This window comes from Streptococcus sp. HMSC056C01, assembly GCF_001811305.1.
GTDB lineage: Bacteria > Bacillota > Bacilli > Lactobacillales > Streptococcaceae > Streptococcus.
The window spans coordinates 14,567-41,341 of the sequence record NZ_KV804192.1 but is presented as its reverse complement, the minus strand read 5'-3'; the positions used below and the strand labels follow the sequence as shown (position 1 = coordinate 41,341).

The window sequence follows — 26,775 nt, the reverse complement described above, 5'->3', positions numbered from 1 at the left end:
TTTCTAGCTCTTATTCAGCTGATTTTTTCTTTTTGTTTGCTTTCTCACGCTCTGCCTTGTTAAGGATTTGTTTACGCAAACGAATAGATTCAGGCGTTACTTCCATGTATTCATCGTCGTTCAAGAACTCAAGTGATTCTTCAAGAGTCAAGATACGAGGAGTCTTGATAACCGCTGTTTGGTCCTTAGTTGCTGAACGAACGTTGGTCATTTGTTTCGCTTTCGTAATATTAACAGTCAAGTCATTTTCACGAGAGTTTTCACCGATAATCATGCCTTCGTAAACCTCAGTACCTGGGTTAACAAAGATTGTTCCACGTTCTTCGATAGACATGATAGAGTATGTTGTTGCCTTACCAGTATCGATAGAAACAAGGGCACCACGGTGACGTCCACCGATTTCACCTGGAATCAATGGCAAGTATTGGTCGAAGGTATGGTTCATGATACCGTAACCACGAGTCATTGACAAGAACTCAGTTGAGTATCCAATCAAACCACGCGCAGGAACTAGGAAGACCAAACGAGTTTGACCATTACCAGTTGAAATCATATCCAACATTTCACCTTTACGTTCAGAAAGACTTTGGATAACAGATCCTTGGTATTCTTCTGGTGTGTCAATTTGCACGCGTTCAAACGGCTCACATTTAACACCATCGATTTCTTTTACGATAACTTCTGGACGAGATACTTGAAGCTCATAACCCTCACGACGCATTGTTTCGATAAGGATTGACAAGTGCAATTCCCCACGTCCTGATACAGTCCATTTATCTGGTGAATCAGTTGGCTCAACACGAAGAGAAACGTCTGTTTGCAATTCTGCTTGAAGGCGCTCTTCTACCTTACGAGAAGTGACCCATTTACCTTCCTTACCAGCAAATGGTGAGTTGTTGACCAAGAAGGTCATTTGAAGAGTTGGTTCATCGATGTGAAGAACTGGAAGAGCTTCAACTGCGTCTGTCGGAGTGATGGTTTCACCGACAAAGATATCTTCCATACCTGATACGGCAATCAAGTCACCAGCTTTGGCTTCTTGAATTTCACGGCGTTCCAAACCAAAGAAACCAAAGAGTTTTGTGACACGGAAGTTCTTAGTTGTACCATCAAGTTTAGAAAGGGTAACTTGGTCCCCAACCTTTACACTACCACGGAAGACACGTCCGATACCGATACGTCCTACGAAGTCATTGTAGTCAAGAAGTGACACTTGGAATTGAAGAGGCTCATCAGAGTTATCAACCGGAGCTGGAATGTGATCGATAATCGTATCAAATATTGGCGCCATAGTCTTTTCTTGATCTGCTGGATCATCTGACAATGAAGATGTTCCGTTGATCGCTGACGCATAAACGACTGGGAAGTCAAGCTGGTCATCATCCGCACCAAGCTCGATGAAAAGTTCCAAGACTTCATCTACTACTTCTGCTGGACGAGCTGATGGCTTATCAATTTTGTTAACCACAACGATAGGCACAAGGTCTTGTTCCAAGGCTTTTTTCAATACGAAACGAGTCTGTGGCATAGTTCCTTCGTAAGCATCTACGACCAAAACAACACCGTCAACCATTTTCATGATACGTTCAACTTCTCCACCGAAGTCCGCGTGTCCTGGTGTGTCCATGATGTTGATACGAGTTCCGTTGTAGGCAACTGCTGTATTTTTCGCAAGGATAGTGATTCCACGCTCTTTCTCAATATCGTTTGAGTCCATTGCACGCTCAGCTAACTCTGTACGCGCGTCAAGAGTTTCAGATTGTTTCAACAATTCGTCAACGAGGGTCGTTTTACCGTGGTCGACGTGGGCGATAATCGCGATATTACGGATATCTTCTCTTAATTTTGTCATGATTTCCTCTATTGTATTCAAAAATTTATTTTCTAACTGAACGATTATACCACAATTTTAAGCAAATGACTTAATTCAAGTAAGTGTAAATGTTTTCAAAAGAAAATTCATTCCTTCTCTTTTCTTTTCAAAAATCCCGACTTGTGATAAGATAGGCTGGTATGCGTTTAGATAAATTATTAGCCCAAGAAAAAATCAGTCGAAAAGCCATGAAACAAGCTCTTCTGAAAAAAGAAATCTTTGTAGATGGACTCCCTGCAAGTTCCTTTGCACAGAATGTTGATACCGGGTTGCAAGAGCTGATTTTCAAAGATAGAAAAATCCAAGGATATGAACACACCTACCTCATGCTCCATAAGCCAAATGGAGTCGTGACTGCAAGCAAGGATAAGAAACTCCCAACGGTCATGGACCTCCTTCCTCAGCATCTCCAGTCAGAGCAACTCTACGCCATCGGTCGTCTGGATCGAGATACGACGGGGCTCCTTCTCTTAACGGATAATGGACCTCTAGGTTTTCAACTCCTCCATCCTCAATATCATGTCAATAAAACTTACCAAGTAGAGGTCAATGGGCCACTAACTTCCGACCATATTCAAGAATTTAAAGATGGGATTGTTTTTCTTGATGGAACTGTTTGTAAACCTGCTCAGCTTGAGATTCTATCTTCAAGCCCTGATCTCAGCCGAGCCACCATCACCATCTCTGAAGGGAAATTTCATCAGGTCAAGAAAATGTTCCTCTCAGTTGGTGTCAAGGTCACTGCTCTCAAACGAGTTCAGTTCGGGGATTTCCTATTAGACCCTGAACTAGCAGAAGGTGATTGCCGACTTCTAAACAAAGAAGAATTACAGGTTATTAAAGCTTACTTAGAAAACAGTGGATAAAACAAAAAAAGCTTTAAACAAATAAAGCTTTTTAAAATCTTCTTTAGCGTATAAATACCATGACACCTAAAATAAAGTGAAGTGCAGAAATTACAATCCCTAGGATGGACAGATTTTTCTCTCTCTTATAGTCTAGGCCAGATTCTTTTTGATGTGAGTTAGCTAAGACTAGACCAATAATCCCCAAAATCAAACTTACCACCGGCGAAAGCAAACCAAGAATGATAGACAAAATACCTAAAACAAGTGACGCTTTTTTCTTTTCTTGCATATTCTAAAAACTCCTTAAACTCATACAAATGAATAATACTATAAAAATTAGCTTTATCAATTGGATAAAACAAAAAAAGCTTTTAAAGATAAAGCTTTTTTTGTTAGAATCCTGATTAGTGCATCATTAAGATGAGCCCTGCAACCCAGTTAACTACAGAAATTACAATCCCTACGATATTAAGAATTCGTTCTGTTTTGTAATCAAGCTCAGATTCTTTTTGATGTGAATTAGCCAAGACTAGACCAATGATCCCCAAAACGAGACCTACGATTGGAGATAGCAAACCAAGGACGATAGATAGGACACCTAAAACAAGTGATGGTTTTTTCTTTTCTTTCATCTTCAAAAACTCCTTAAATTTTATACTAACAATTATACCATAAAAAGCCAAGACTTTATATTAAACATATGTGACAAGATTTTTCACATTGTTAATTCGATTTCACCTTCCCTGTCCAAGAATCCAATCCGTAAGAGAGGATATAGATTTCTGAGAAACCTTGTTTTTTCAAGAAAAGTGCTGCGTTTGTGACACGTTGCGCACGTTGGTTTTCATAGAGAAGGACAGGTTTATCCTTGCGAAGAGCTGCAAGACTTGTCTTCAATTGATTTGAAGGGATATTACGAGCTCCGAGGATATGTTTTCTATGAAAATCAGCTGGATCACGCAAATCAATCAACTGACCTGTACGAATTAAAGACTCAAACTCTGCATTGTCTACAATTTTCGCTGCACGACGAATGCGAAGATAGTTATATCCCATCCAAGCCAACATCGCTATAATAAGTCCCCATAATACCCAAGTTACCATATTACTTAATCTCCATTTTTTTCTAAATAGTCTAATTCTAGTTTGTGCTCTCTGCGAAGAACAGCCTCCGCTTCAAGATAATCCAGCTTGTCCATCAAGCCTGCATCATAGATTCGAGATAGCTCGATCTTCATCAGTTCAATGTCATAGAGACGTTTTCCCATATAGACAATGATACCAAACTGTTTGAGAAATTGTTGCACATCGTAGAGTGTTTTCATAGCTTTCATTTTAGCAAATAATCAGAGTTTTTTCAATAGTTCCCTAATAGTTCGGGGTAGGTTTCCTTTTTTCACTATTATCTGAATTTCTTTACACTATGACAAAGAAGAAATCCTAGAGTCATTCCAACGATATTTTGCATGAGATTTGGGATGATTTCTGGAATAGCTGCTCCCCAACCATTCATCCAAGCTGATGCCAAGGCATAACCAGCTACCATGAATAAAGTCGCTAAGACTAAGCCTAGCCATTGCCATTTCCCTTTAAAACCTGCGAAATAGCCTTGGAAACCATGGTTAATTAAGCTAAAAATCATCCACTGAGGGTAGCCTGAAATGAGATCAATAAGAAATCCTGCTACACCTCCAACAACGGCCCCTTCACGACTGCCAAAGTAAAAGGCTGTGAAGAAGACTCCAACGTCCAAAAGTGTTAGAAACCCAGTTGGTGTCGGGATTTTTATAAAATACCCCAATACGACAGAACTAGCTGCCAAGATGGATACTAGGGCAATTTTAGTTGTTTTGGTTTGCTTCATATTGTCTCACTCCATATTGATCTGCTTGTGCAATGGCACGGTAAACAAAGGCTTTGGAAGTTTCAATTGCTGGTAATAGTTCCTCTCCCTTGACTAACTGACTGGCAATACTAGATGCAAAGGTACATCCTGCACCAGCATTTTGTCCTTGGATGACTGGATTTTCAAGGATTGTGAAATTCTCCCCATCATAAAAGACATCCACAGCCTTATCCTGACTGAGGCGATTTCCACCCTTGATAATCACTGCTGGTGCACCCAAGTCATGTAATTTCTGCGCTACAGCCTTCATATCTTCCAGACTTTCAATCTTTTGGTCTGCAAGTAACTCTGCCTCAGGAAGATTCGGAGTAATCACTGATACATAAGGGAAAAAGCGAATCAACTCTTGACAGAGCTCGCTGACTGCAACGTCGTGCGTTTCCTTACAAACCAATACAGGGTCCAAGACGACAGGAACTCCTGATCTTTCCTTGATGAAATTCAAAGCTCTCTCAGCAACACCGACTGTCGGCAAGAGACCAATCTTAATCCCTCCAAAGTCTACACTTTTCAGGCTATCCAACTGTTGTTGGAAAATAGTCTCATCCGTCGGAAAGACTTCAAAACCATTTTCTGTCAAAGCAGTCAAGCAGGTCATGGCTACAAATCCATGCAAACCATTCAAAGTATAGGTGGCAAGGTCAGCAGCTAATCCACCACCACTAAAAATATCATTTCCTGAAAGTGCTAAAATACGATTATTCTTCATAACGAATCTCCTTCAAATACAAACCATTAGACGCTGCAGTTGGACCTGCCAACTGTCTGTCTTTTTTCTCTAAGATGAGGTCAATCTGTTCAATCGGCATACGGTTGTTGCCAATTTTCAGCAGGGTTCCAACCATATTTCGAATCTGCTTATAGAGGAAACCATTGCCTGAGAAGGTAAAGGTCAAGAACTGCCCTGTTTCATCAACCCTAAGACTAGCTTCCGTGATCGTTCTTACCTTGTCTTCCACACTAGTTCCTGAGGCTGTAAAACCAGTAAAGTCATGTGTTCCCTCTAGTTTTTTTACAGCAAGCTGCATCCGCTCCACATCAAGTGGATAGGGATAATGAGTTGCATAATGGCGACGCATAGGATTTTTAGGACGTCCTCTATCCACGATAAACTCGTAGGTCTTGCTATGCTTAGCATAACGGCAATGAAAATCGTCAGCCACTATCTCAATCGAAATCACATCGATATCTTCAGGACTTTGGGTATCGAGAGCAAAACGAAGTTTTTCCTCATCCATCTGATAGGGAAGGTCAAAATGGATGACCTGACCTAAAGCATGAACGCCACTGTCCGTTCGCCCAGCGCCATGAATGGTAATGGCTTGTCCCTTATTTAATTTTGTTAAAGTTTTTTCAATTTCCTCTTGGACACTACGCGCGTGAGGTTGCCGCTGGAAACCCGCAAAAGCGTAGCCGTCATAAGAAATTATAGCTTTATATCTCGTCATGTATCTATTTTATCAAGAAAATTTCTCTGCAACAAGTTTGAGAATTAAAAATTGTAAGGGGACAATTTCTAGTGTAATTTAGTTCTTACCTAGATTTTCTCATTATGTATTTACGTTCTGGAACTTCAATGGTTTGAACAATTTCAAATCCCTCTTTTTGGTAGAGGTCTCTAGCTATTTGATTTGACTCAAAAACCGTTAGGGAAATACTCTCAATTTCTTCATTTTCAAACATTTCTTGAACGAAACCTTGGAAAGTTTTCCTACCTATTCCTTTTCCCTGCTTCTGTGGAGCTATGAGAAATCTTCCGATATGAAGATTTTTATCTTCTAATTTGATTTTCTGGATGATGCCTACAAACTCTTCTCCAGCAAAAATGGAAAAAATCCCTTCTAGTTTTTGTAAGGATTGGGCAATCAAGGGATAAGAAATCTTTGGTCCCATCCATTGCTTCTGAAAACTTTCTCCCAAAGCATTAGACCACTGACAAATGAGTTGGGCATTTTCTGACTGAAGTCCTTTTTCAAAGTGAATTTTCATATTTGTTCCTAAAACTTCTCCTATATCCAACTATTATACTCTTTCTCTTATTTTTTCCGAATAAATAAGTATGATTCATCTTTATTTTTTTCTTGTTGGAACGATTCTTGCTTCCTTTCTAGGCTTAGTCATCGATCGCTTCCCTGAACAATCCATCGTCTTTCCTGCAAGTCACTGTGATTCTTGTCAGACTCGCTTGAGACCACTAGATTTGATTCCGATTGTGTCCCAGATATTCAATCGCTTTCGCTGTCGCTATTGCAAGGCTCGCTATCCTGTTTGGTATGCCCTCTTTGAGTTGTGCTTAGGACTGCTCTTTCTAGCTTTCTCTTGGGATTTTCTAACTTTGGGGCAAGTCATCCTAATCAGCGCTGGTCTGACCTTGGGCATCTACGACTTTCGCCATCAGGAGTATCCTTTACTGGTATGGATTTTCTTTCATCTACTTCTAATGGCTTGCTCTAGTTGGAATCTAATCATGGCTTTTTTCTTGATTCTTGGAATCATTGCTCATTTCATCGATATCCGCATAGGGGCAGGAGATTTTCTCTTTCTATCTTCTTGTGCCCTAGTTTTTACACTTACAGAAATACTGATTCTCATTCAATTTGCTTCTTCAACCGGCATTCTAGCCTTTCTCCTGCTAAAGAAAAAGGAAAGACTTCCTTTTGTGCCTTTCCTCTTACTGGCTGCTTGTGTGATTATTTTTGGTAAGCTACTGCTTCTCGGATAAAGTCAGCGATTTCTGCTATTTGTCCTTCATGTAGAGCTTTAACAATCTTGGAACCGACGATAACACCATCAGAGACCGCATTGAAACGTTCCACATCAGCCTGAGTGGATACACCAAATCCTGTTAAAACTGGAATGTCAGCCACTTGATGAAGTTGGGACAAGTGCTTGTCCAAGTCATCTCGGTAATTTCCTGATTTCCCTGTCACCCCATTGATAGCAACGGCATAGACAAATCCTTCTGCCCCTTCAATGAGTTCCTTTTGACGCTCAATTCCTGTCGTCAAGCTGACTAAAGGAATCAAAGCAATGTCTGTTTCCGCCAAATATGGCTCTACAAAGTTGGCGTGCTCATGAGGGAGGTCTGGTATAATCAAACCTTTGACTGCTGTATCAGCAAGGTCTTTAACCAATTTCTCCACACCGTACTGAAAGAGGGGGTTAAAGTAGGTCATGATGACAAGCGGAATTTCTGTTTCAATGGTTTTCAAAGTTTCAACCAAAGCCTGGGTAGAGGTTCCGCGAGCTAGACTGCGCAAGCCTGCTTCTTCAATAACAGGACCATCTGCAACCGGGTCCGAGAAAGGAACTCCTACCTCAATGGCAGACACACCCAAATTTTCTAAAAAGTGAATTGTTTCACCGAGACCATCTAATCCTTTTTCGTGATCTCCAGCCATAATATAGGGGACAAAAATTCCCTTTCCAGTTGCTTTAATAGCGTTCAGTTTTTCTGTCAGTGTCTTAGGCATGAGCTTCTCCCTTCTTTGCTGCGTCTGCTTCCAAGCGGTCTTTAACTTGAACTACATCCTTGTCTCCGCGACCTGATAGACAGACAATCATAGACTTGTCTGGACCAAGTTCTTTGGCTAATTTCACCGCAAAGGCGATAGCATGACTAGATTCCAAAGCTGGGATAATCCCTTCCACACGTGACAAGAGTTGGAAACCTTCCAATGCTTCCTCATCTGTCACAGGCACATAAGTCGCACGCTTGATATCGTGGTAATGAGAATGTTCTGGACCGATACCTGGGTAGTCCAAACCTGCTGAGATAGAGAAGGCTTCTAAGATTTGTCCATGGGCATCTTGGAGCACATCCATGAGCGAACCGTGGAGAACACCTGGTCTACCCTTGGTCAAGGTAGCTGCGTGATGCTCTGTATCCACACCAAGTCCTGCCGCTTCAGCTCCATACATAGCTACAGATTCATCTTCCACAAATGGATGGAAGAGACCGATAGCATTCGAACCACCACCAACACAGGCAACTAGCGCATCTGGTAGATTTTCACCTGTCAATTCACGGTACTGTTGTTTAGCTTCTCGACCAATGACACTTTGGAAATCACGAACAATTTCTGGGAAAGGATGAGGTCCCAAGGCAGAACCAAGGATATAGTGGGTATCATCGATATTTGCTACCCAAGAACGAAGGGCTGCATTGACCGCATCCTTGAGCACGCGCGAACCATCTGTTACAGCTTTCACCTTGGCTCCCAAAAGTTCCATACGGAAGACATTGAGGGCTTGGCGTTTAACATCTTCCTCACCCATATAGATAGTACATTCCATGTTGAAAAGAGCTGCAGCTGTTGCAGTTGCCACACCGTGCTGACCGGCACCAGTTTCAGCGATAATTTTCTTTTTGCCCATGCGTTTAGCGAGAAGAACTTGTCCCAAGGCATTGTTAATCTTGTGTGCACCTGTATGGTTGAGGTCTTCACGTTTGAGGTAAATCTTGGCTCCACCAATATGCTGGGTCAAGTTTTTTGCGTAGTAAAGAGGTGTTTCACGTCCTACATACTGGCGCAAAAGTTGGTTTAACTCTTCTTGGAAACTTGGATCTGCCTGACTTTCACGATAAGCTTCTTCCAACTCCAATACTGCTGTCATCAATGTTTCTGGGACAAAACGTCCACCGAATTTTCCGTAAAATCCTTCTTTATTTGGTTCTTGATATGCCATGTTTTACCCTCTCTATAAATCTTCTTATCTTTTCATGATCTTTTTGTCCGTCTGTCTCTACCCCACTTGATACATCTACTGCAAAGGGAGTAAAGTGTTGAATTGCTTCTTCTACATTGGCTTCATTTAGCCCACCTGCGATGAAGAAAGGCTGAGATAGATCTTTCGTATCCAGTTGACCCCAGTCAAAGGTCTGACCACTTCCTGCCACAGGTGCATCAAAGAGTAGATAATCTGCCTGAGAACTTGGCACGTGACCATCTCCACCCACCTGTACTGCCTGAATGCTAGTACAAGGTAAATTCTCAAACAAATCATCCGCCACCTGGCCATGAATTTGGACTAAGTCTAAATCGACCTTTTCAATCGCTTCTAGTAATTCCTCCCGACTTGGTGAAACAAATACGCCAACCTTTTTTACATTTGTAGGAATAATCTCAGCCAGCTTTGCTGCTTGTCCCAAGGTCACTTGTCTTTTGCTAGGAGCAAAGACAAAACCGATGTAGTCGGCCCCTGCTGACACAGCTGTTTCTACCGCTCCTTTGGTCGATAGTCCACAAATCTTAACCTTTGTCAATCTGCAACTCCTTGATTCTCTGGGCTACATCTTCTGCCTGCATGAGGGCTGTTCCTACCAAAATTCCGTTAAAGTAGGGGGCAACTCGTTTCGCATCTGCTTCTGTAAAAATAGCAGATTCAGAAATGTACAAGCAATCGTCCTTAAAGTATTGGGCCAAGTCTACACTAGTCTGCAAGTCAACTTCAAAGGTAGTCAAATTACGATTATTCACACCGATAATTTGAGCTCCAAGGCGGTGGGCTACTTCTAGCTCTGCTAGATTATGAGTTTCCACTAATACTTCTAGACCAATCTCTGTCGCATAGTCATACAGTTCCTTGAGGCGTTCTTCTGATAAAGCCGCTACGATAAGCAAGATAACTGTCGCACCTGCATTGCGAGCACGGATGATTTGCTTTTCATCGATGATAAAGTCCTTGTTCAGTGTCGGAATCTGTACTTGATTGGAAATCTCACGAAGATAATCCAAATGACCCTTGAAAAAAACTTCATCTGTCAATACAGAAATCATAACAGCGCCGTTAGCCTCGTAAGTCTGGGCCTGTTGAACGATATCCACATCCAGATTGATATCACCCATACTTGGACTCGCCTTCTTGACCTCCGCAATGATTTGCAGACGTTCTTGATGGTTTTTCAAATATTCAGCTAAGCGATAGCTTGCTCGCAGGGGCTGAAGCTCCTCTCGCTCCATCTTTTCAACTTCACGTGCCTTCTGCTCTAAGATACGTGACAAAAATTCCTGACTCATTTTTGGTACTCCTGTAATAGTCTGAGTTTTTCAAGGGCCTTACCACTAGCAATCACTTGACGTGCCATTTCAACTCCGTCCTTGATACTGTCTGTTTTACCATTGGCGTAGAATCCTAGACCAGCATTTAAAACGGTTGTTTCCAAGAATGGACTTGGTTCGTTATTAAGAACACTGACAAGGATGGCTGCATTCTCATGAGCATTTCCCCCACGAATGTCCTCAATAGCAATGCGTTCCATTCCCAAATCTTCTGGGGTAAAGGTTGACAAAGTGATTTCACCATTTTCAAGAAGGGCAATGCTGGTAGTCCCATTCAAACCAGCTTCATCCAATCCTTCTGGACCAGCTACTACAATGGCACGTTTGCGGCCCATATTTTTCAAGACCTGAGCAGTACTTTCCAGAAGTTCTGGGCGACTGATCCCTAGAAGCTGTGTTTCCAAGACCATTGGGTGAATCAGTGGGCCTGTCAAATTCATGATGGTTGGAATTCCCAACTCCAAGCGTGCTGGCATGATATATTTCATAGCTGGGTGCATGTTTTTGGCGAAGAGAAAGACAATACCTGTTTGATCAAATACCTTACCCAATTGTGCTGGTTTGAGGTCAATATTGATTCCCAAAGCTTGCAAGACATCTGCCGAACCAGATTTAGAAGAGATGGAGCGATTGCCATGTTTGGCCATGTGGATGCCACCACCTGCCAAGACAAAGGCTGCAGTTGTAGAAATGTTGAAGCTAAATGACTTATCTCCACCCGTACCGCAATTATCCATAGCATCTTGAATGTTGGTTGGAATGTGTTGAGCATGTCCTCTCATAACTTGGGCGAGGGCTGTTCTTTCTTCAGGTGTTTCTCCCTTCATCTTGAGGGCTAACAGTAGTGAAGCGATTTGTGCTTCCGTCACACGTCCTGTTACGATGCGTTCAATCACATCTGTCATTTCAACACTTGATAAATCTTCAAAGTTCGCTAATTTTTCAATAATTTCTTTCATTTTGTGTTCCTCACTTTACAACTTTCTCGATAAAATTCTGAATAGAAGATAGGCCATCTGGCGTTCCAATACTTTCTGGATGATACTGCAAGCCATAAATCGGAAGAGTTTTGTGTTGGATCCCCATAATGGCTTGGTCATCTGTCGAACGAGCTGTCACTTCAAACTCTTCTGGCATCTCTTCAATTAAAATACTGTGGTAACGCATGACTGGACGATTATCCTCGATTCCTTGATAGAGAACTGAAGGAGTCTCAAATCGAATCTGGCTTTGTTTACCGTGCATAACTTTAGGAGCCAAACCCAACTTACCACCGAAGACTTCTGCGATGGCTTGGTGCCCTAAACAAATCCCTAGAATCGGTTTCTTACCTGCAAAATCACGAATCATTTCTTCCATCTTCCCAGCATCAGCTGGCCAACCTGGGCCAGGAGAAAAGACCAGTCCATCTGCCTTTGTAGCTTCTTCATAAAGAGTTGGATCATCATTTCTCAAAACCTGAACTTCTGCGAAATTCCCAATGTATTGAGCCAAGTTATAGGTAAATGAATCATAATTATCAATCAATAAAATCATGGTCTTAGTTCTCCCATTCTAGTCATAGATTTAGCTTTGTTAATGGTTTCCTGGTATTCATTCTGAGCGATGGAATCATAAACAATTCCTGCACCAGCCTGTACATAGGCTGTTTTATTTTTAAGAATCATGGTTCGAATAGCAATGGCAAAGTCCATATCTCCAGTTGCTGAAAGGTAGCCGATAGCTCCGGCATAAACGCCTCGTTTCTCTGTTTCTAATTCATAAATGCGTTTCATAGCACGAATCTTAGGGGCCCCAGAAACTGTTCCTGCAGGAAGAGTCGCTTTCAAGGCATCCATGGCAGTCAGTTCTGGAAGCAAACGTCCTTTAACCACGCTGGTCAAATGCATGACATAGCGGAAAAGTTCCACTTCCATATACTTGGTTACTTGGACACTTGCTGTTTCAGCAATTCGACCGATATCATTGCGTCCTAGATCCACTAGCATTCGGTGTTCTGCCGTTTCCTTTTCATCAGAAAGTAGATCACTTGCAAGTGCTGCATCTTCCTCGTCATTGGCACCTCTAGGTCGCGTACCTGCAATCGGATTGGTTGTTACAATACCGTTTTTTACGGAAACCAAGCTCTCAGGACTGGCACCGATGATTTGATAATCTCTGAAGTCATAAAAGTAGAGGTAATTTGATGGATTTGTCACTCGGAGATTTCTGTAAAAGTCAAAAGGATTTCCAGTTACCTCTGCGGAGAAGCGTTGACTGAGCACGCATTGGAACATATCTCCATTGCGAATCAAGTCGCGAGCTGTTTCTACCATTTCTTCAAATTTCTGAGGAGCGATATGTGGTCTAAACTGAAGTGGAGAAACGTCCAAATCTTCAAATTCATTTGATGCTGGGATTTTTAACTCCTCTAAAACTTGATCCAAAGCCACTTCTAGCTCATCATTGCTTCGATCACTGTAGAGAGCATCCTCGATGATATGAATTTTTTCTTTCTTGTGGTCAAAAACTATGTAGCTCTCATAGACGAAGAAATGCATATCTGGCGTCCCAATCGTATCCTCAGGAAGCTGACCAATTTCTTCATAGAGAGAAATCATATCATATCCAACAAAGCCGATGGCTCCACCACCAAAAGGTAGGTCTGAATGGTCCTGGCTCTTATGAGTCACCTCATAGAGGAAATCCAAGGGGTCACGATCAATGACTTGCCCATTTTGATAAAGAACTCCATTTTCAAACTTAATTTCAAAAACTGGGTTATAGGCTAAGATAGAAAATCGAGCATTTTCCTTTTCTCTTGGGATACTTTCAAGTATAACCTTGTGTTGTCCATTTAAACGCATATACGCCAAGATTGGTGATAAAACATCTCCATGAATGATTCGTTCCATTGTAATTTCCCTTTCAGTTCTTCTTAAATTCCGTGTTTATTCTACAAAAAATCCCCACGCAAAATAACTTGCGTGAGGACGAAATTCGCGGTGCCACCTCAATTATAGGATTTCTCCTATCTCTCATTCCTGTCTCAGAACCTTCTTGTAACAGGCTGTGCGATAAAGGGCACTCCCTTGAGAATCATGTTTTCTTCTCTCATTTCAGACGGACCCAACCTTACAGCTTTCTCTGCTTGTTTTCAGCAACCACAAGCTCTCTGTGAGAGAAATCTCTGTATCTTTTCCATCTTTTATTTTTTATCTTCAAGGTAGTCTGCAATAGCAGCTACGTCCTTGTCTCCACGACCAGAGACATTAATGACGATAATCTCGTCTTTACTTAGTTTTGGTGCTCGTTTGACTGCTTCTGCAATAGCATGGGAGCTTTCAATAGCTGGGATAATTCCCTCAGTCTTGCTAAGTAAAAGCAAGGCTTGGACAGCTTCTTCATCAGTCGCTGCGACATACTCTACACGACCAGAGTCTTTAAAGAATGCGTGTTCTGGTCCAACCCCTGGATAGTCTAAACCAGCAGAGATAGAGTAAACAGGTGCAACATTTCCATCTTCGCCAAAGACTGCATAGGTTTTCATTCCATCGACAATCCCTACACTACCCTTGGTCATTGTTGCCGCGTGTTTGTCGGTATCTAAACCGTGACCAGCAGCTTCTACCCCAACCAATTTTACTTCTTCATCAGCTACATACTGTGAAAAAGCTCCGATAGCATTGGAACCACCGCCCACACAGGCAATGACGTAGTCTGGTAGACGTCCTTCTTTTTCCAAGATTTGACGACGTGATTCTTCACTAATAACCTTTTGGAATTCATGAACAATCGTTGGATAAGGATGAGGGCCTACAGCAGATCCTAAAACGTAGAAGGCTTCAAGGTCATTCATCCATGCTCCAAAGGCTGCATCAACCGCATCTTTGAGGGTACGAGTACCAGTTTCAACTGCGTGAACAGTTGCTCCCATCATCTCCATACGGAAGACATTGAGACGTTGACGCTCCACATCTTCTGCCCCCATGTAGACATCACATGCCATACCAAATTTGGCTGCAGCTGCAGCTGTCGCAACACCGTGCTGCCCAGCTCCTGTCTCAGCAATCACACGTTTTTTACCCATGCGTTTAGCAAGAAGGATTTGTCCAAGGACATTGTTAAGTTTGTGTGACCCAAGATGGTTAAGATCTTCACGCTTGAGATAAATCTTAGCTCCACCTAGGTGCTCTGTCAAACTTTCTGCAAAATAGAGCGGTGTTTCACGACCTGAATAATCCTTCAAGTAATGGCGAAACTCAGCTAAAAACTCTGGATCATCCTTGTATTTATCAAAAGTCACTTCCAACTCATCTAATAAAGCCTGAATTGGTTCTGGTACAAAACTACCACCAAACTGTCCAAAATAACCTTTAGTTGTCATAAATTTTTCCTCTTTTCCATTGTTCCAAAATATGAAAAAGCCCACACACGGAATCTACTTCCATGTGAGGGCGTTTGTAACGCGGTACCACCTCATTTGTAAAGAGAATATCCCCTTTACATCTCTGCCTTGTCTAACAACAAGTTGCACTGTAAGGTGTGCCTACCGAATTTTCATTGTTTCAAATTCACTTTTAAAATCAGCCCAATTTCACTAGTTCCAACCACCTGTTCACAGTAACCACAGGCTCCCTGAAGATTAAAAATAATTACTTTTCTGATTTGTTGAGTTAATTATATGTTATTGTTTTTTCTTTGTCAACCGTTTTCACTAATTTTTTACTAATTTTTTTAATTATTTTTGTGAAGCACCTAGAACTTCATCAGAAACTTTGACAAAAGTCTCAATGATATAATCTACTTCTTCATCCGTTAATTTGGTGTGAAGCGGTAGTGTAATCTCGTTTACAAAGTAGGCATAAGCTTTAGGATAGTTTGCCATGTCAAAGCCAAGATTCTTATAGGCAGTCAAAAGTGGAAGCGGTTTGTAGTGAACGTTACTTGCGATTCCAGCTTTGGCCAATTCTTGGATGATTTGATTACGTTGCTCAAGACTAGCACCTTCTACATGGGTAACATAAAGGTGACGACAAGATTCAACAGTATCTGTCTCATGCGCCAATGGGTGAATACGAGTTCCTGTAAATCCACGGTCATAGCGAGTTACGATTTCTTTTCGACGTTGAAGCAAGCTAGGATAACGATCCAATTGTACCAAACCAATTGAAGCCATGATATCTGTCATGTTGCACTTGTAGGCAGGAGTTACGATATCGTATTCCCATGAACCCAGTTGCATCTTGGCAAGAGCATCTTTTGTTTGACCATGAAGAGATAGGATTTGGAATTCCTTGTACATTTCTTCATCGTCAATAGCTGGATTAGCTTTCCAGGTCGCACTTCCTCCTTCAGCAGTTGTAAAATTCTTAACTGCGTGGAAAGAGAATGATGTAAAGTCTGCAATGGAACCAGCTGGTTGTCCCTTGTAGGTTGAACCCAAAGCATGGGCGCTATCTGATACAACAACGATACGGTTAAAGACTTTTTGCCACTTGCTAGTAGCTGTAAAGAGGTCACGTTTCTTCTCAACAACTTGGAACAAACGGTCATAGTCACAGATAATCCCTGCAAGTTCTACTGGGATGATAACCTTAGTCTTCTCAGTAATCGCTTGCTCAAGTTTGTCATAGTCCATTTCAAAGGTATCACCTTGGATATCAACCATTACTGGTGTCGCACCTACGTGAGTGATAACGCTACATGATGCTGTATAAGTCATAGCTGGAACGATAACTTCATCGCCAGGCCCCACTTCAAGCACGCGCAAGATCAATTCAAGAGCTGCTGTTGCAGAGTTAAGGCAGACTGTCTTAGGTGTCTGAGTATAGACGGACAGACGACGCTCCAATTCTTTTGTCTTAGGTCCTGTTGTAATCCAACCAGAACGGAGGGTATCTGCTACTTCAGCAATTTCTGCTTCGGTAATATCGGGTGGTGAAAATGGAATATTATACTTTGGCATTGTTTTACTCCTTTTATCGGTTTTCAATCTTAGGACTACTTTATTTTAAAACTTCAAATACAGTCTGGAACATGATTTTGATATCTCCGAAGAAATTAAAATCACGTAGGTAGGCTAGATTATAGTGCATCTTTTCTGGAAGGACTCTTTCGACATAAGCTTGGTCGACCGACATACCTTTTGCAGTCATTTGACTGATAATGGCATCCTCGTCCTTATAGTTAATGCTGGCAAGCGATGTAATCCCTGCTGGTAAGAGCAAGGTAGCCATCATTTCAGGGCTGTACTGCTCAGTATAGCGTGGTACTTCTGGACGAGTTCCCACAAAGGACATCTCTCCTTTGAGAACATTGACCAATTGTGGAAGTTCATCCAAACGAACACGGCGAATGAAATTTCCAACCTTGGTGATACGGCTGTCATTGGCAGAAGTTACTAGACTTCCTTTCTTGTCCGCATCGGTCACCATGGTCCGGAATTTCCAAATCTTGAAATGTCGGTTGTACTGGGTTACCCGCACTTGCTTGTAAATGACTGGACCCTTGCTATCTAGCTTGATCCAAATGCTTAGAATTAGAAATACGGGTGAGGTCAAGATTAACAAGACCAATGCTAGAAACAAATCTAGACAGCGCTTGAGAATCAGAGAGCCTTTTCTTTTAGAAACAAGCTGGTAGTATGGTTTTACCTCACTTAATTGCATTTCTTGAGGTAGTTCATCCCATTTCAGCATGCACATTCTCCTCTGTTTTTTAATATGTAATCTTTAAACATTCTACATTATACCACAAAATGAAAGAGGCAGTGCAAGAAATCTGTATTTTAAAGGAATTCTTCTCTAAGAAAGAGCCCCTGCCTGCAAACTATACATCTTGTGATAGGTTCCTCCCAAGGCTAAAAGTTCCTCGTGTGTGCCGCTCTCAATAATACGTCCCTTATCAAGGACATAGATACAGTTAGCATCCTGAATGGTAGAAAGACGATGGGCAATGGCAATGGTCGTCCGGCCCTGTCTCATCTTGGCTAGAGAATTTTGGACCAAGGCTTCTGTTTCAGAATCAATATTGGCTGTTGCTTCATCCAAAATCAGAATTTTCGGTTGACTGGCAACGGTTCTAGCAAAAGCAAGAAGCTGACGTTGACCAGTTGAGAAACTCGAACCACGCTCAGACACAGGGGCATCATAGCCTAATGGAAGATCCCGAATGAAAGAATCTGCATCGACAAATTCTGCCGCAGCCTTAACCTGATCATCGCTGATATCTTGGTACATAGCGATATTGGACTTGATGGTTCCATGATAGAGGAAAGGTTCCTGTAGGACCAGACCGATATTTTTTCTCAACTCCTCTTGACTATACTTACGAATATCCACACCATCAAGTAAAACCCGACCAGACTGGAATTCATAAAAGCGCATAAGAACATTGATGATAGAAGATTTCCCAGAACCTGTATGTCCGACAAAGGCAATAGTTTCACCTTTATTGACGGTAAAGGAGATATCATCGAGAATCTGATGTTTTCCGTCATAAGAGAAAGACACATGTTCAAAACGGATATTTCCTTCTCTAATCTCCGCTTGTCCATTTTCTTGGACCGGTTCATAGTTGGTCTCATCGATAAGTGCAAAAACACGACCTGCTGACACCATAGATGTCTGAAGTGTAGAAAAGTTTTGTGTTACCTCGATGAGGGGGTCAAAGAGACGATTGATATACTGGATAAAGGCATACATGGTTCCTGCTGTTATGCCTAAATAAAGACCACGATAACCAAAGTAAGCCATCAAAACCGCATAGCCCAAAAGCTTCAACAAACTCATAGCTGGACGTAAAAAGAGGGAGTCCAAAGCTACTGAACGGTTGGCGTAGACCAGATGTTCCTGATTTATCTCATCAAACTCTTCTTGTAGGCGTTTTTCTTGATTAAAGGCTTGAATAATGCGAATCCCTTCGATATTTTCTGCCAGCTTACTGTTGATATCTGACAAGAGACTTCTGGTTTTTTCAATGACCTTGACCGATTTTTTTCGGTAGAGATTGACCAAAAGGAAAATCAAAGGTAGAAAGAGCAAGACTAAAACTGTCAGACGATAATCCAAAATAAGCATGGTATAAAGGGTTGTCACAAAGATAAAGACTGCCGAGATAAAGCTGGATAAGATCCCTGAGAACATATCACTAATAGTCTCAGTGTCATTGGTCAAACGTGAAACGATAGAACCTGCAGGTGTTTTATCAAAGTAGGACATGCCTAGTTTTTCCATATTGGCAAAGGCATCACGTCGAATATCTCTAACAATGCTGTAGGACACACGCGCAAAGAGAAGATTCCCCACATATTGGATAATGGTTTGAAGGATGTAAAGACCATAGTAGGCTAGCAAAACTGTAACGGCAAGCTGGTTGAGATTATGTAGATACTGGTCGATAAAGTATGAAGCCACCAATGGAATAACGCTCTTAATAACAGTCGTCGTAAGGAGAAAAGCTAAGGCTAAAAAGGTTAGGAGACCATAAGGCTTGAGATAGGACAACAAGCGTTTCAATACAGCCCATTGTTCTTGTTTATTGCGCATCTTCTTCTCCTTTCATTTCTAATTGTTGTGACTGGTAGGTTTGTGCGTACCAACCATCCAAGGCTAGTAAGTCTTCATGTGTGCCTCGTTCAATGATGTGGCCATTTTGCATGACCAAAATCAAATCCGCATGAACAACTGCACTGAGACGATGGGCAGTGATGATAGTCGTTTTATCTTTGCGAGTTTCCTTGAGATTATCGATGATCGCGAACTCTGTCTTAGCATCCACTGCTGACAAGGAATCATCTAAAATTAAGATATCAGGATTTAGAATCATAGCCCGACTCATAGCCAGACGTTGCTTTTGTCCACCAGATAGACTAACACCTTTTTCCCCGATAACTGTATCAAATCCCTCAGGCATGGCCTGAATGTCTTGATAGACTTGAGCCAACTGAGTCGCTTCTTCTACTGCTGAGAAAGGTAGGTCGGGATTTCCAAAACGGATATTATCTAGGATAGAGCTAGCAAAGAGAAATTGGTCCTGTGGAACGTATCCCATCAAACTACGTAAGTCAGCTAGTCGATAGGCACGAATGTCATGACCATTTAGATAAATAGCTCCTTGGTCAACATCATACTCACGTAGGAGCAATTTAATCAAAGCAGTTTTCCCTGAACCAGTTTGCCCAACCAAGCCCAACGTTTGCCCTTTTTCGAGACTAAAATGTATATCTCTCAGCGTCTCTTCGTCTTCAAAGGCAAAACGATCAATAGCATATTCCAAGCGCCCATTTTCAATCCCGTCAAGTGGAGATTCTGGATCTTTGACAGGTGATTCTTGAGACAAAAGACTCTCAATTCGTTGATAAGAAACCTTCCCTCTTTGAGTAATATTAAAGAGGAAACCAATCGCCATCAAGGGCCAGACCAACATATCCAAGTAAGAGATAAAGGTGACCAGATTTCCGACAGTTACCTGTCCCGCTTGCACCATAAAGGCACCGACTAAGAGAGTTAAGGCATAAGAAGAACCAACAAAGAGCAAAACCATCGGGTCAAAGAGGCTATCATATTTCATGGTTTGCAGATTCTTTTGGAAGGTCAAATCATTAACTTCCTGGAAAGATGCCAATTCGTCTGACTGATAGCCAAAGGACTTGGTTACCTTGATACCTGATACTGACTCTTGAACCTTATTGTTGAGTTCAGAAAAGGCTGCTTGCGATTCGCCAAAAGCTTTGTGGGTCTTTCTCCCCAGACGACTAGTCCCATAAGCCATAAACGGCAAAGGTAGAATGGCAACCAAGGTAATCTGCCAAGAAATGCTAAAGAGCATGGTCAAGAGAGTCACCAAGGCTGTGATAGAGGCATCCACTGCAGACATGACACCCCCACCTGCTAGACGAGTCAGGGCATTGATATCATTAGTTGCGTGAGCCATCAAATCCCCTGTTCGATAATTCTGATAAAAAGCAGGCGACATCTTTGTAAAATGCTCAAATAGTCTTGAGCGCATGATTTGTCCCAGTCGGTAGGAGGTTCCTAGGATATACATGCGCCAAACATAACGCAGATAGTACATCCCGAAAGCAGCGAGCAGGAGATAAAAGAGATGAAGCAGGAGCTCATCCTGTGTTAATCGTCCCGAAGTGATGGCATCAATCACGCGCCCCATGACCATAGGTGGGATGAGGTTGAGCACAGAGACTAAGACTAGAGCCACAATTCCAACGAGGTAACGACGTTTTTCTAACTTAAAAAACCACCAGAGTTTTTGGATGATAGACATAAAATTCCTTTCTAATGACAAATGGAAACCTGAGGCATGAACCCCAGGTTTTTCTTATTCATAGGTGACGACGCTTAGTTGACCTTTATCATACTCAGCGATAAAGATATTGGTCACATTATCATACCCTTGCTTATTCAGATGATCTAAGAGCCATTCTTCCGTTAAGCTGAGAGTATCGAGAACATCAGACTGAATGACACCATCTGTGATGACAGGATACTTAGGATTTTCATCTCCATTTTGTACTACAATCAGCTGACCGTTTTGCTCTCGTACAGCACGCTTGACTTCTTTAAGCTGGAAGATACCTTGGCTACGAAGTTTCAGAGCTACGTCAGAAGCTGATAATCCGACAGAACGGCAGGCTTCTGGATCGATTTCCCCATTTTTGATGAGTAGGGTTGGTTTTCCATCAATCATTTGTTTCACAAAACCAACATTGTTTGTAAGCCATTTAAGAGACAAAACCAAAATCGTCCACACAATCAAGATAACTGCATATTGAAGGATGGTAATAGAGCTATTATAGATTACCCCACCGATGATTCCCCCAAGAACATAGTTTTGGATTTGGTCAATTGCTGAGTTGGGCGCTAGATTTCCCTTCCCTGTCACGTTGATAACAAAGACGAGAGATACAAGACCTAAAGCCAGTTTAATAAGAATCTCGATATAGTTAAATGTCATTTGTTTGCCTCCACTAATTCAATGTCGCTTGTTTGATACAAGTCAAGTTTTTCCAAGAGATACTTATCCGGTTCACTCCCACTTAAAGCACGGTAGTATTTGTCTCCTACCTTGAGAAGTGCACCATCTGTGGCTGCAGAAGTATTGACGTAGACCTCTGATTTATCCACCCCTAAATCCTCAGAAACAACTTCTATAAAGTGAAGTGAAGTTTGAAATTGGTTGTTGGAAGCTTGATTTGACTGATAAGTAGATATAATACCGAGAATGACAGCCAGTAAAGCCAAAGACGAGATCATCACCAACTCGCGAAACTTGGTTCCTCGATGGTCGCGGTAAGCCTTACAAGCAAAAAATCCAGTGATGGCAAGCAAGAATACTCCAAAACCAATCATGACACTATTTTGTTGGCCAATCTGGCTCAAGACATATTCATATGAGTAAAATTTCATTTATTCTCTTTCCTTTACATAAATCATTTTTTATTATAAAGGAATGACCTTGATTTTTCAAACTATACGTTGGGGAATTACGCGTATCAGACCAACTTCTCTAACTAACGACTCAAATACCTATTTCAAGATTCTGATTTTGATAATTGATAAGAATAGACACTAGGAATTATCACTACAAAGAAAAGTGTCAAGAAGAATACCCAGTAAACATATAGCTGAACAAAAGCATTTAGAAACAATAACAATCCTCCTAATACCCAAATTTTTCCAGCTATGCGATGCGTTTTGCTCCAGTTCTCATCATTCTCCAAAGTCCACGGAAGTCGAATACCGATTATATAATTTCGGCGTGTTTTGGGTAGATAATTTCCAATTACAATCATGATGACTCCCATAAAAATCTGAGCTAGAATTCCACTCATCATAGAATAACCCAAAGATACTCCGTAGATAGAAATCATCGATAGACAAGATACAAAAGGAATAATCCAGTAAATCAAAAGTTGTATTTTTGAACTAATATTGCTGGACTTAGGATCCTTGATCATCAAGAATAGAATCAACCAATGCATCAAAAGCATGAGAGCCGGTAATCCAAAGATAGCAAACATTTTATGATCGTAGCCATCTGCTTGTCCCAGTAGATTAAAATGAGTCGGCATCTTCTCTGGTAGTTGAAACCAGAGAACACAACCTACAAGGGTAGGCAGTAAGATAAGAAGGCTAGTATATAATACCAATTTCTTATTGATTTTTATCTTCATCTAAAAATCTCCTTTCAGTTCTGCTAACCACACCATCATATCCTCTAAAACTGATGTATTTAACTCATAATAAATAAAGTTTTTCTCTTTCATTTCACGAATCAAATCCGCTGCTTTCAAAATCGTAAGGTGGTGTGAAATTGTTGCACCAGTTAACTCAAAATGACTGGCAATTTCTCCTGCAGATAATCTGCCTGTTTTAAGCAAATTCAAAATCTCCCTCCTGACTGGATGAGATAAAGCTTTAAAGCTATTTGCAAAACTCATGGTGCTTCCTTTCTATTCGCAATATCAGTAAGGCAAGGAATAAGCAGGGTAGCACTGCTATCAATCCTGCTGGTGACGGACCAAAAATCAAGAGGCTTGAAGCTTTTTCTCCAGGCAGTTGAAAGAGTAATCCAAAACCTGCAGTTGCATTGATTGCCCCATGAAATAGTGCTGAAGCCCAGATAGATCCTGTTTTTTCCATCAACCAACTCAACAATATTCCTATGCTAAAACAAAATAGAAACATGGCAACAATTCCCAAAACGGGATATGAAAAATAAGTTAGTCCATAATTATAGCCTTGCAAATTGATTGGTAAATGCCATAGACTCCAAATGAGACCAAGCAAGACATGAGTCTGTACTAGTGAAAAGCGTTCTCTTAGAGCTGGGTAAAGATAACCACGCCAACCAATTTCCTCTCCCAATGCAAATAAGCTATTAAGAAAAGGAGCGTAGGTTAAACTAGCTAGCATTTGAATCAAGACCAAGGAAGATAGGGGGATCGGTGATTGAAGTACTCCTTTTTCTTGTAAGATGGCTTGAATAAATTCAAAACCAAGGCTGAAATTGTTAGGAAATACAAGAAAATAAAGTCCTGCTCCTAAGAAACTGATAACTGCTGGCAACCAGATAGCTAGTAAGTAAAAGCGCCAGTTCCTCTTGAGATTCACGACTAATTTAGACTTGATTCCACTAGGTTTTTTCGTTATTTTCCCTAAGAGAAAGACTGCAAGCGCAGGCATCCACATGGCCACAATACTAGCAAGCTGACTCCATGGAGAATTTAGTCCAATACCACTTATCCATAGTGCCAACCATATTATCCAAGCAAGACCATAAGACAAGACCACAAAAAGAAGGATTGTTCTCTTATTTGACATATTTGTAACTTCACTTTCTATTTAGATGTTTTTCTAAATAATATTATATACCTTTCCACTCCAAATACAAGAACTATTTAGATTTTTTTCAAAATAGTTGCGAGAATTTTTGTTTTCTAAGGATAAAGTTTAAAGAGTGAGTTTACGAACTAGAAACTCGCTGGCTTTACTTTTTTTTGATAAAATATAAGAAATACATCTAGAAAAGGTACACACTATGAAACTAATCTCATGGAATATTGATTCACTCAATGCAGCGTTGACGAGTGACTCTGCGCGTGCGAAATTGTCACAAGACGTTCTCCAAACCTTGGTTGCCGAAGATGCTGACATTATCGCCATCCAAGAAACCAAGCTTTCAGCCAAAGGCCCTACAAAAAAACACCTTGAGGTACTGGAAGAACTCTTCCCAGGCTACGAAAACACCTGGCGTTCCTCTCAAGAGCCTGCTCGTAAAGGCTATGCCGGAACCATGTTCCTCTATAAGAAAGAACTCACTCCAACTATCAGCTTCCCAGAAATTGGCGCACCTTCTACTATGGACTTGGAAGGCCGCATCATTACTTTGGAATTTGATACATTTTTCGTGACTCAAGTTTACACACCAAACGCTGGTGATGGACTCAAACGCTTGGAAGAACGTCAAGTCTGGGATGTCAAATATGCGGAATACTTGGCTGAACTAGACAAGCAAAAGCCTGTCCTAGCAACTGGAGACTACAACGTTGCCCACAAGGAAATTGACCTTGCCAACCCGGCTAGCAACCGTCGTTCACCAGGATTCACAGACGAAGAACGTGAAGGATTTACAAACCTTTTAGCCAAAGGATTTACAGATACCTTCCGCCATATCCATGGCGATGTGCCAGAACGCTATACTTGGTGGGCACAACGCAGTAAGACTTCAAAAATCAACAACACAGGCTGGAGAATCGACTACTGGCTCACAAGTAACCGTGTAGCAGACAAGGTTACCAAGTCAGATATGATCGATTCAGGAGCACGCCAAGACCATACACCGATTGTCTTGGAGATTGAATTATAAGGATTTTCTTTATGGACTACAATGCAGTTATTCCCGAGTTTATGGTCTCAAATATAGAACAGTCCCGTTCCTTCTACTGTGATTTGTTGGGTTTTACCATCGAATACGAACGACCAGAAGAAAACTTTCTCTTCCTATCTCTTGAAGATTGCCAACTAATGCTAGAGGAGGGGAGTAAGGAGGAACTAGCTGAACTAAACTACCCCTTTGGTCGTGGAGTCAACATCTCCTTCGGCATAGAGGATGTCCCTCGACTCTATCAGAAAGTAATAGAGTCTAACTATCCTATTCATCGTCCTTTGACCAAAAGAGAATTTCGTGTTGGTGAACAATATATCTATCCTCATGAATTTGCAGTTTTAGACCCAGATGGCTATTTTTTAAGATTTAGTGAATAAGAAAAAGGAGGCTGATAGCCTCTTTTTCAGTAGGTAAACATGAATTGACAGACCTGTAAATCCATTGACCAAAATCTTTGCTAAAGCCTATGAAATCAGTATGTCAAAGAACTTTGATAGCCGTTTTTTGTATAATTGAGTAGAATGAAATCAGAAAGCGAGGAAATTTTATGCAAGTCGGAAAACAAATCCAGCGCTATCGTAAAGAGAAAAAATTATCTCAAGATGATTTAGCTGAAATAATTTTTGTCAGTCGCCAATCCATTTCCAACTGGGAACGCGGCGCGACTTACCCTGATATTCAAAACCTACTCTTGCTGAGCAAGATCTTTGAAGTGTCATTGGACAAACTAGTAAAAGGAGATTTGGAAACTATGAAACAAATTATTCACGATCAAGAGTTTATACGTTATCAAAAAGATGGAATAATCGTTAGCATACTGCTATTTGGTTTTCCTATCATCAGCATACCCTTAATTCTTTATTTGGATTGGTACGGTATCGCTATTAGTTGCTTGATTTTTGCTATCGCTATGTTCTACGCCCTACGCATTGAAAAATTCAAGAAACAGCATAATCTTCGCACCTACCGACAGATTGTTGCCTATGTTCAAGGACGTAACCTAAGCGAGATTGAAGAAGCTGAAGAAAGGGGTAAAGCTCCCTACCAAAGAATCACGCTTCCCATTCTTTTTGGCCTTGGAATTGGCGCTATTGCTCTGTTATTTTATTGGCTCTTACTTACTTTCTTCCCTATAAAATAAAAGCGAAGTCATCAGACCTCGCTTTTTAAATGTATTAAAATTTATAGAGTTGTGGATAGTAAACACACTCTGGGTTTTTAGGGCGTAGCTATCTACTCATTTTAATTTATATCCTCACCTGTCTATCTTCAGATCGTTGGCCTGTAACAAACATGGTGAAGGTTGCCTTGCAGACATTTCGGCCTTCTTGGTTAGTGATATCAACATCGACGACACAAGTGGTACGTCCATGATGGACACATTCTCCTTTGATAGTGAGAAGGTCCCCTAGATTTCCAGCTTTCAGATAGTTGATAGAAGACTGGAGCGTCACTCCATCTAAGCCAAGCGAAATCACCACAAGACCACTGATTTGGTCACAAAGGGTAAATAGATAGCCTCCATGGGCATTCCCATAATAGTTGAGTGAGGAGTCCACTACTTTTGTCGTCACCACCACGTGACCGTCTCTCATTTTTTCAATTTCGTAATTTTCAAAGGCAGATATAGCGTCAAAGTGAAAATCTTTCATACGTTCCTCCTGATATTTCAAACGACACTATGATACTACTTTTCAA

General features: G+C 41.3%; 32 protein-coding genes and 1 other annotated feature. Of the genes, 5 read left to right on the top strand and 27 right to left on the bottom strand.

Translation table 11 applies throughout. From position 1 onward, the window contains the following. Positions 1–10: 10 nt before the first annotated feature. Positions 11–1,852, bottom strand: coding sequence for a translational GTPase TypA (gene typA, locus HMPREF2795_RS02775; protein ID WP_075228173.1), 1,842 nt, complete (start codon positions 1,850–1,852; stop codon positions 11–13). 161 nt (positions 1,853–2,013) lie between these two features. On the opposite strand from typA, the gene HMPREF2795_RS02770 reads away from it, so the two are divergent. After that, positions 2,014–2,739, top strand: coding sequence for a pseudouridine synthase (locus tag HMPREF2795_RS02770; RefSeq protein WP_001234952.1), 726 nt, complete (start codon positions 2,014–2,016; stop codon positions 2,737–2,739). Positions 2,740–2,782: 43 nt separating this feature from the next. Here HMPREF2795_RS02770 and HMPREF2795_RS02765 read toward each other — a convergent pair whose 3' ends face one another. The 8 genes from HMPREF2795_RS02765 to HMPREF2795_RS02730 all read right to left on the bottom strand — a co-directional run bounded on the left by HMPREF2795_RS02765 (position 2,783) and on the right by HMPREF2795_RS02730 (position 6,616). After that, complete coding sequence (locus tag HMPREF2795_RS02765) at positions 2,783–3,010, bottom strand: hypothetical protein (RefSeq protein WP_001156564.1); 228 nt, start codon at positions 3,008–3,010, stop codon at positions 2,783–2,785. 115 nt (positions 3,011–3,125) lie between these two features. Further along, positions 3,126–3,353, bottom strand: a complete 228-nt coding sequence (locus HMPREF2795_RS02760; RefSeq protein ID WP_000660082.1) for a hypothetical protein — start codon at positions 3,351–3,353, stop codon at positions 3,126–3,128. Between the two features lie 91 nt (positions 3,354–3,444). Then, positions 3,445–3,825, bottom strand: coding sequence for a rhodanese-like domain-containing protein (locus HMPREF2795_RS02755; protein ID WP_000259322.1), 381 nt, complete (start codon positions 3,823–3,825; stop codon positions 3,445–3,447). Positions 3,826–3,830: 5 nt separating this feature from the next. Then, entirely contained in the window at positions 3,831–4,055 is a 225-nt protein-coding gene (locus HMPREF2795_RS02750) for a YqgQ family protein (protein WP_000646475.1), read from the bottom strand. Positions 4,056–4,123: 68 nt separating this feature from the next. Next, positions 4,124–4,585 carry an ECF transporter S component gene (locus HMPREF2795_RS02745; protein WP_075228172.1) on the bottom strand — a complete coding sequence of 154 codons (462 nt, stop codon included), beginning with the start codon at positions 4,583–4,585 and terminating at the stop codon, positions 4,124–4,126. Further along, the gene (locus HMPREF2795_RS02740) at positions 4,563–5,336 is read right to left on the bottom strand and encodes a bifunctional hydroxymethylpyrimidine kinase/phosphomethylpyrimidine kinase (protein WP_000794745.1); all 774 of its coding nucleotides are present in this window, start codon (positions 5,334–5,336) and stop codon (positions 4,563–4,565) included. The genes HMPREF2795_RS02745 and HMPREF2795_RS02740 overlap by 23 nt, the downstream gene beginning before the upstream one ends. Further along, complete coding sequence (truA, locus tag HMPREF2795_RS02735; protein WP_000199148.1) at positions 5,326–6,075, bottom strand: tRNA pseudouridine(38-40) synthase TruA; 750 nt, start codon at positions 6,073–6,075, stop codon at positions 5,326–5,328. Before truA ends, HMPREF2795_RS02740 begins: the two co-directional genes overlap by 11 nt. A gap of 85 nt (positions 6,076–6,160) precedes the next feature. Further along, a complete protein-coding gene (locus tag HMPREF2795_RS02730) occupies positions 6,161–6,616 on the bottom strand; it encodes a GNAT family N-acetyltransferase (RefSeq protein ID WP_000690690.1) in 456 nt (151 codons plus the stop codon). A gap of 70 nt (positions 6,617–6,686) precedes the next feature. Here HMPREF2795_RS02730 and HMPREF2795_RS02725 point away from each other — a divergent pair, with 70 nt between their 5' ends. Further along, positions 6,687–7,349 (top strand): prepilin peptidase, encoded by a 663-nt coding sequence (locus HMPREF2795_RS02725; protein ID WP_075228171.1) that lies wholly within the window; start codon positions 6,687–6,689, stop codon positions 7,347–7,349. On the opposite strand, the gene trpA is transcribed toward HMPREF2795_RS02725, so the two are convergent. The 17 genes from trpA to HMPREF2795_RS02640 form a co-directional block, all read right to left on the bottom strand. Next, a complete protein-coding gene (trpA, locus tag HMPREF2795_RS02720) occupies positions 7,318–8,100 on the bottom strand; it encodes a tryptophan synthase subunit alpha (protein ID WP_001127038.1) in 783 nt (260 codons plus the stop codon). The two genes, HMPREF2795_RS02725 and trpA, sit on opposite strands and share 32 nt — an antisense overlap. Beyond that, positions 8,093–9,316 carry a tryptophan synthase subunit beta gene (gene trpB, locus HMPREF2795_RS02715; protein ID WP_000331308.1) on the bottom strand — a complete coding sequence of 408 codons (1,224 nt, stop codon included), beginning with the start codon at positions 9,314–9,316 and terminating at the stop codon, positions 8,093–8,095. The genes trpA and trpB (HMPREF2795_RS02715) overlap by 8 nt, the downstream gene beginning before the upstream one ends. Continuing rightward, a complete protein-coding gene (locus HMPREF2795_RS02710; RefSeq protein WP_000169930.1) occupies positions 9,294–9,893 on the bottom strand; it encodes a phosphoribosylanthranilate isomerase in 600 nt (199 codons plus the stop codon). The genes trpB (HMPREF2795_RS02715) and HMPREF2795_RS02710 overlap by 23 nt, the downstream gene beginning before the upstream one ends. After that, positions 9,880–10,647, bottom strand: a complete 768-nt coding sequence (gene trpC, locus HMPREF2795_RS02705) for an indole-3-glycerol phosphate synthase TrpC (protein WP_000076570.1) — start codon at positions 10,645–10,647, stop codon at positions 9,880–9,882. Before trpC ends, HMPREF2795_RS02710 begins: the two co-directional genes overlap by 14 nt. After that, positions 10,644–11,648 carry an anthranilate phosphoribosyltransferase gene (trpD, locus tag HMPREF2795_RS02700; RefSeq protein ID WP_000658718.1) on the bottom strand — a complete coding sequence of 335 codons (1,005 nt, stop codon included), beginning with the start codon at positions 11,646–11,648 and terminating at the stop codon, positions 10,644–10,646. Before trpD ends, trpC begins: the two co-directional genes overlap by 4 nt. Positions 11,649–11,658: 10 nt before the next feature. Continuing rightward, entirely contained in the window at positions 11,659–12,225 is a 567-nt protein-coding gene (locus tag HMPREF2795_RS02695) for an aminodeoxychorismate/anthranilate synthase component II (protein ID WP_000601917.1), read from the bottom strand. Further along, positions 12,222–13,583, bottom strand: a complete 1,362-nt coding sequence (gene trpE, locus HMPREF2795_RS02690) for an anthranilate synthase component I (RefSeq protein WP_075228170.1) — start codon at positions 13,581–13,583, stop codon at positions 12,222–12,224. Before trpE ends, HMPREF2795_RS02695 begins: the two co-directional genes overlap by 4 nt. 293 nt (positions 13,584–13,876) lie before the next feature. Continuing rightward, a complete protein-coding gene (gene trpB / locus HMPREF2795_RS02685) occupies positions 13,877–15,055 on the bottom strand; it encodes a tryptophan synthase subunit beta (protein WP_000208448.1) in 1,179 nt (392 codons plus the stop codon). Positions 15,056–15,118: 63 nt separating this feature from the next. Further along, positions 15,119–15,349: a binding site (T-box leader), on the bottom strand. 60 nt (positions 15,350–15,409) lie between these two features. Further along, the gene (locus HMPREF2795_RS02680; RefSeq protein ID WP_001127355.1) at positions 15,410–16,636 is read right to left on the bottom strand and encodes a DegT/DnrJ/EryC1/StrS family aminotransferase; all 1,227 of its coding nucleotides are present in this window, start codon (positions 16,634–16,636) and stop codon (positions 15,410–15,412) included. 40 nt (positions 16,637–16,676) lie between these two features. Further along, positions 16,677–17,369 carry a sugar transferase gene (locus tag HMPREF2795_RS02675; RefSeq protein WP_000922181.1) on the bottom strand — a complete coding sequence of 231 codons (693 nt, stop codon included), beginning with the start codon at positions 17,367–17,369 and terminating at the stop codon, positions 16,677–16,679. A 105-nt stretch (positions 17,370–17,474) separates the two neighbouring features. Beyond that, positions 17,475–19,217 (bottom strand): ABC transporter ATP-binding protein, encoded by a 1,743-nt coding sequence (locus HMPREF2795_RS02670; protein WP_075228169.1) that lies wholly within the window; start codon positions 19,215–19,217, stop codon positions 17,475–17,477. Continuing rightward, positions 19,207–20,952, bottom strand: a complete 1,746-nt coding sequence (locus tag HMPREF2795_RS02665; RefSeq protein ID WP_075228168.1) for an ABC transporter ATP-binding protein — start codon at positions 20,950–20,952, stop codon at positions 19,207–19,209. The genes HMPREF2795_RS02670 and HMPREF2795_RS02665 overlap by 11 nt, the downstream gene beginning before the upstream one ends. A 54-nt stretch (positions 20,953–21,006) precedes the next feature. Continuing rightward, on the bottom strand, positions 21,007–21,642 hold the full coding sequence (locus HMPREF2795_RS02660; protein ID WP_075228167.1) for a DUF421 domain-containing protein: 636 nt from the start codon (positions 21,640–21,642) through the stop codon (positions 21,007–21,009). After that, positions 21,639–22,094, bottom strand: a complete 456-nt coding sequence (locus HMPREF2795_RS02655) for a DUF3290 family protein (RefSeq protein ID WP_075228166.1) — start codon at positions 22,092–22,094, stop codon at positions 21,639–21,641. Before HMPREF2795_RS02655 ends, HMPREF2795_RS02660 begins: the two co-directional genes overlap by 4 nt. A gap of 125 nt (positions 22,095–22,219) precedes the next feature. Next, the gene (locus HMPREF2795_RS02650) at positions 22,220–22,861 is read right to left on the bottom strand and encodes an SdpI family protein (protein WP_000694126.1); all 642 of its coding nucleotides are present in this window, start codon (positions 22,859–22,861) and stop codon (positions 22,220–22,222) included. Beyond that, a complete protein-coding gene (locus HMPREF2795_RS02645) occupies positions 22,862–23,128 on the bottom strand; it encodes an autorepressor SdpR family transcription factor (protein ID WP_000006514.1) in 267 nt (88 codons plus the stop codon). Beyond that, positions 23,112–24,011, bottom strand: a complete 900-nt coding sequence (locus tag HMPREF2795_RS02640) for a CPBP family intramembrane glutamic endopeptidase (protein WP_000066799.1) — start codon at positions 24,009–24,011, stop codon at positions 23,112–23,114. The genes HMPREF2795_RS02645 and HMPREF2795_RS02640 overlap by 17 nt, the downstream gene beginning before the upstream one ends. Positions 24,012–24,228: 217 nt before the next feature. Here HMPREF2795_RS02640 and HMPREF2795_RS02635 point away from each other — a divergent pair, with 217 nt between their 5' ends. The 3 genes from HMPREF2795_RS02635 (at position 24,229) to HMPREF2795_RS02625 (ending at position 26,218) form a co-directional block, all read left to right on the top strand. Next, a complete protein-coding gene (locus tag HMPREF2795_RS02635; RefSeq protein WP_070458073.1) occupies positions 24,229–25,056 on the top strand; it encodes an exodeoxyribonuclease III in 828 nt (275 codons plus the stop codon). Positions 25,057–25,067: 11 nt separating this feature from the next. Continuing rightward, positions 25,068–25,454, top strand: a complete 387-nt coding sequence (locus HMPREF2795_RS02630; RefSeq protein WP_000386133.1) for a bleomycin resistance protein — start codon at positions 25,068–25,070, stop codon at positions 25,452–25,454. Between the two features lie 170 nt (positions 25,455–25,624). Beyond that, positions 25,625–26,218, top strand: a complete 594-nt coding sequence (locus tag HMPREF2795_RS02625) for a helix-turn-helix domain-containing protein (protein ID WP_001195901.1) — start codon at positions 25,625–25,627, stop codon at positions 26,216–26,218. A 106-nt stretch (positions 26,219–26,324) separates the two neighbouring features. On the opposite strand, the gene HMPREF2795_RS02620 is transcribed toward HMPREF2795_RS02625, so the two are convergent. Next, positions 26,325–26,729 carry a PaaI family thioesterase gene (locus HMPREF2795_RS02620; RefSeq protein ID WP_000651200.1) on the bottom strand — a complete coding sequence of 135 codons (405 nt, stop codon included), beginning with the start codon at positions 26,727–26,729 and terminating at the stop codon, positions 26,325–26,327. Positions 26,730–26,775: the final 46 nt, after the last annotated feature.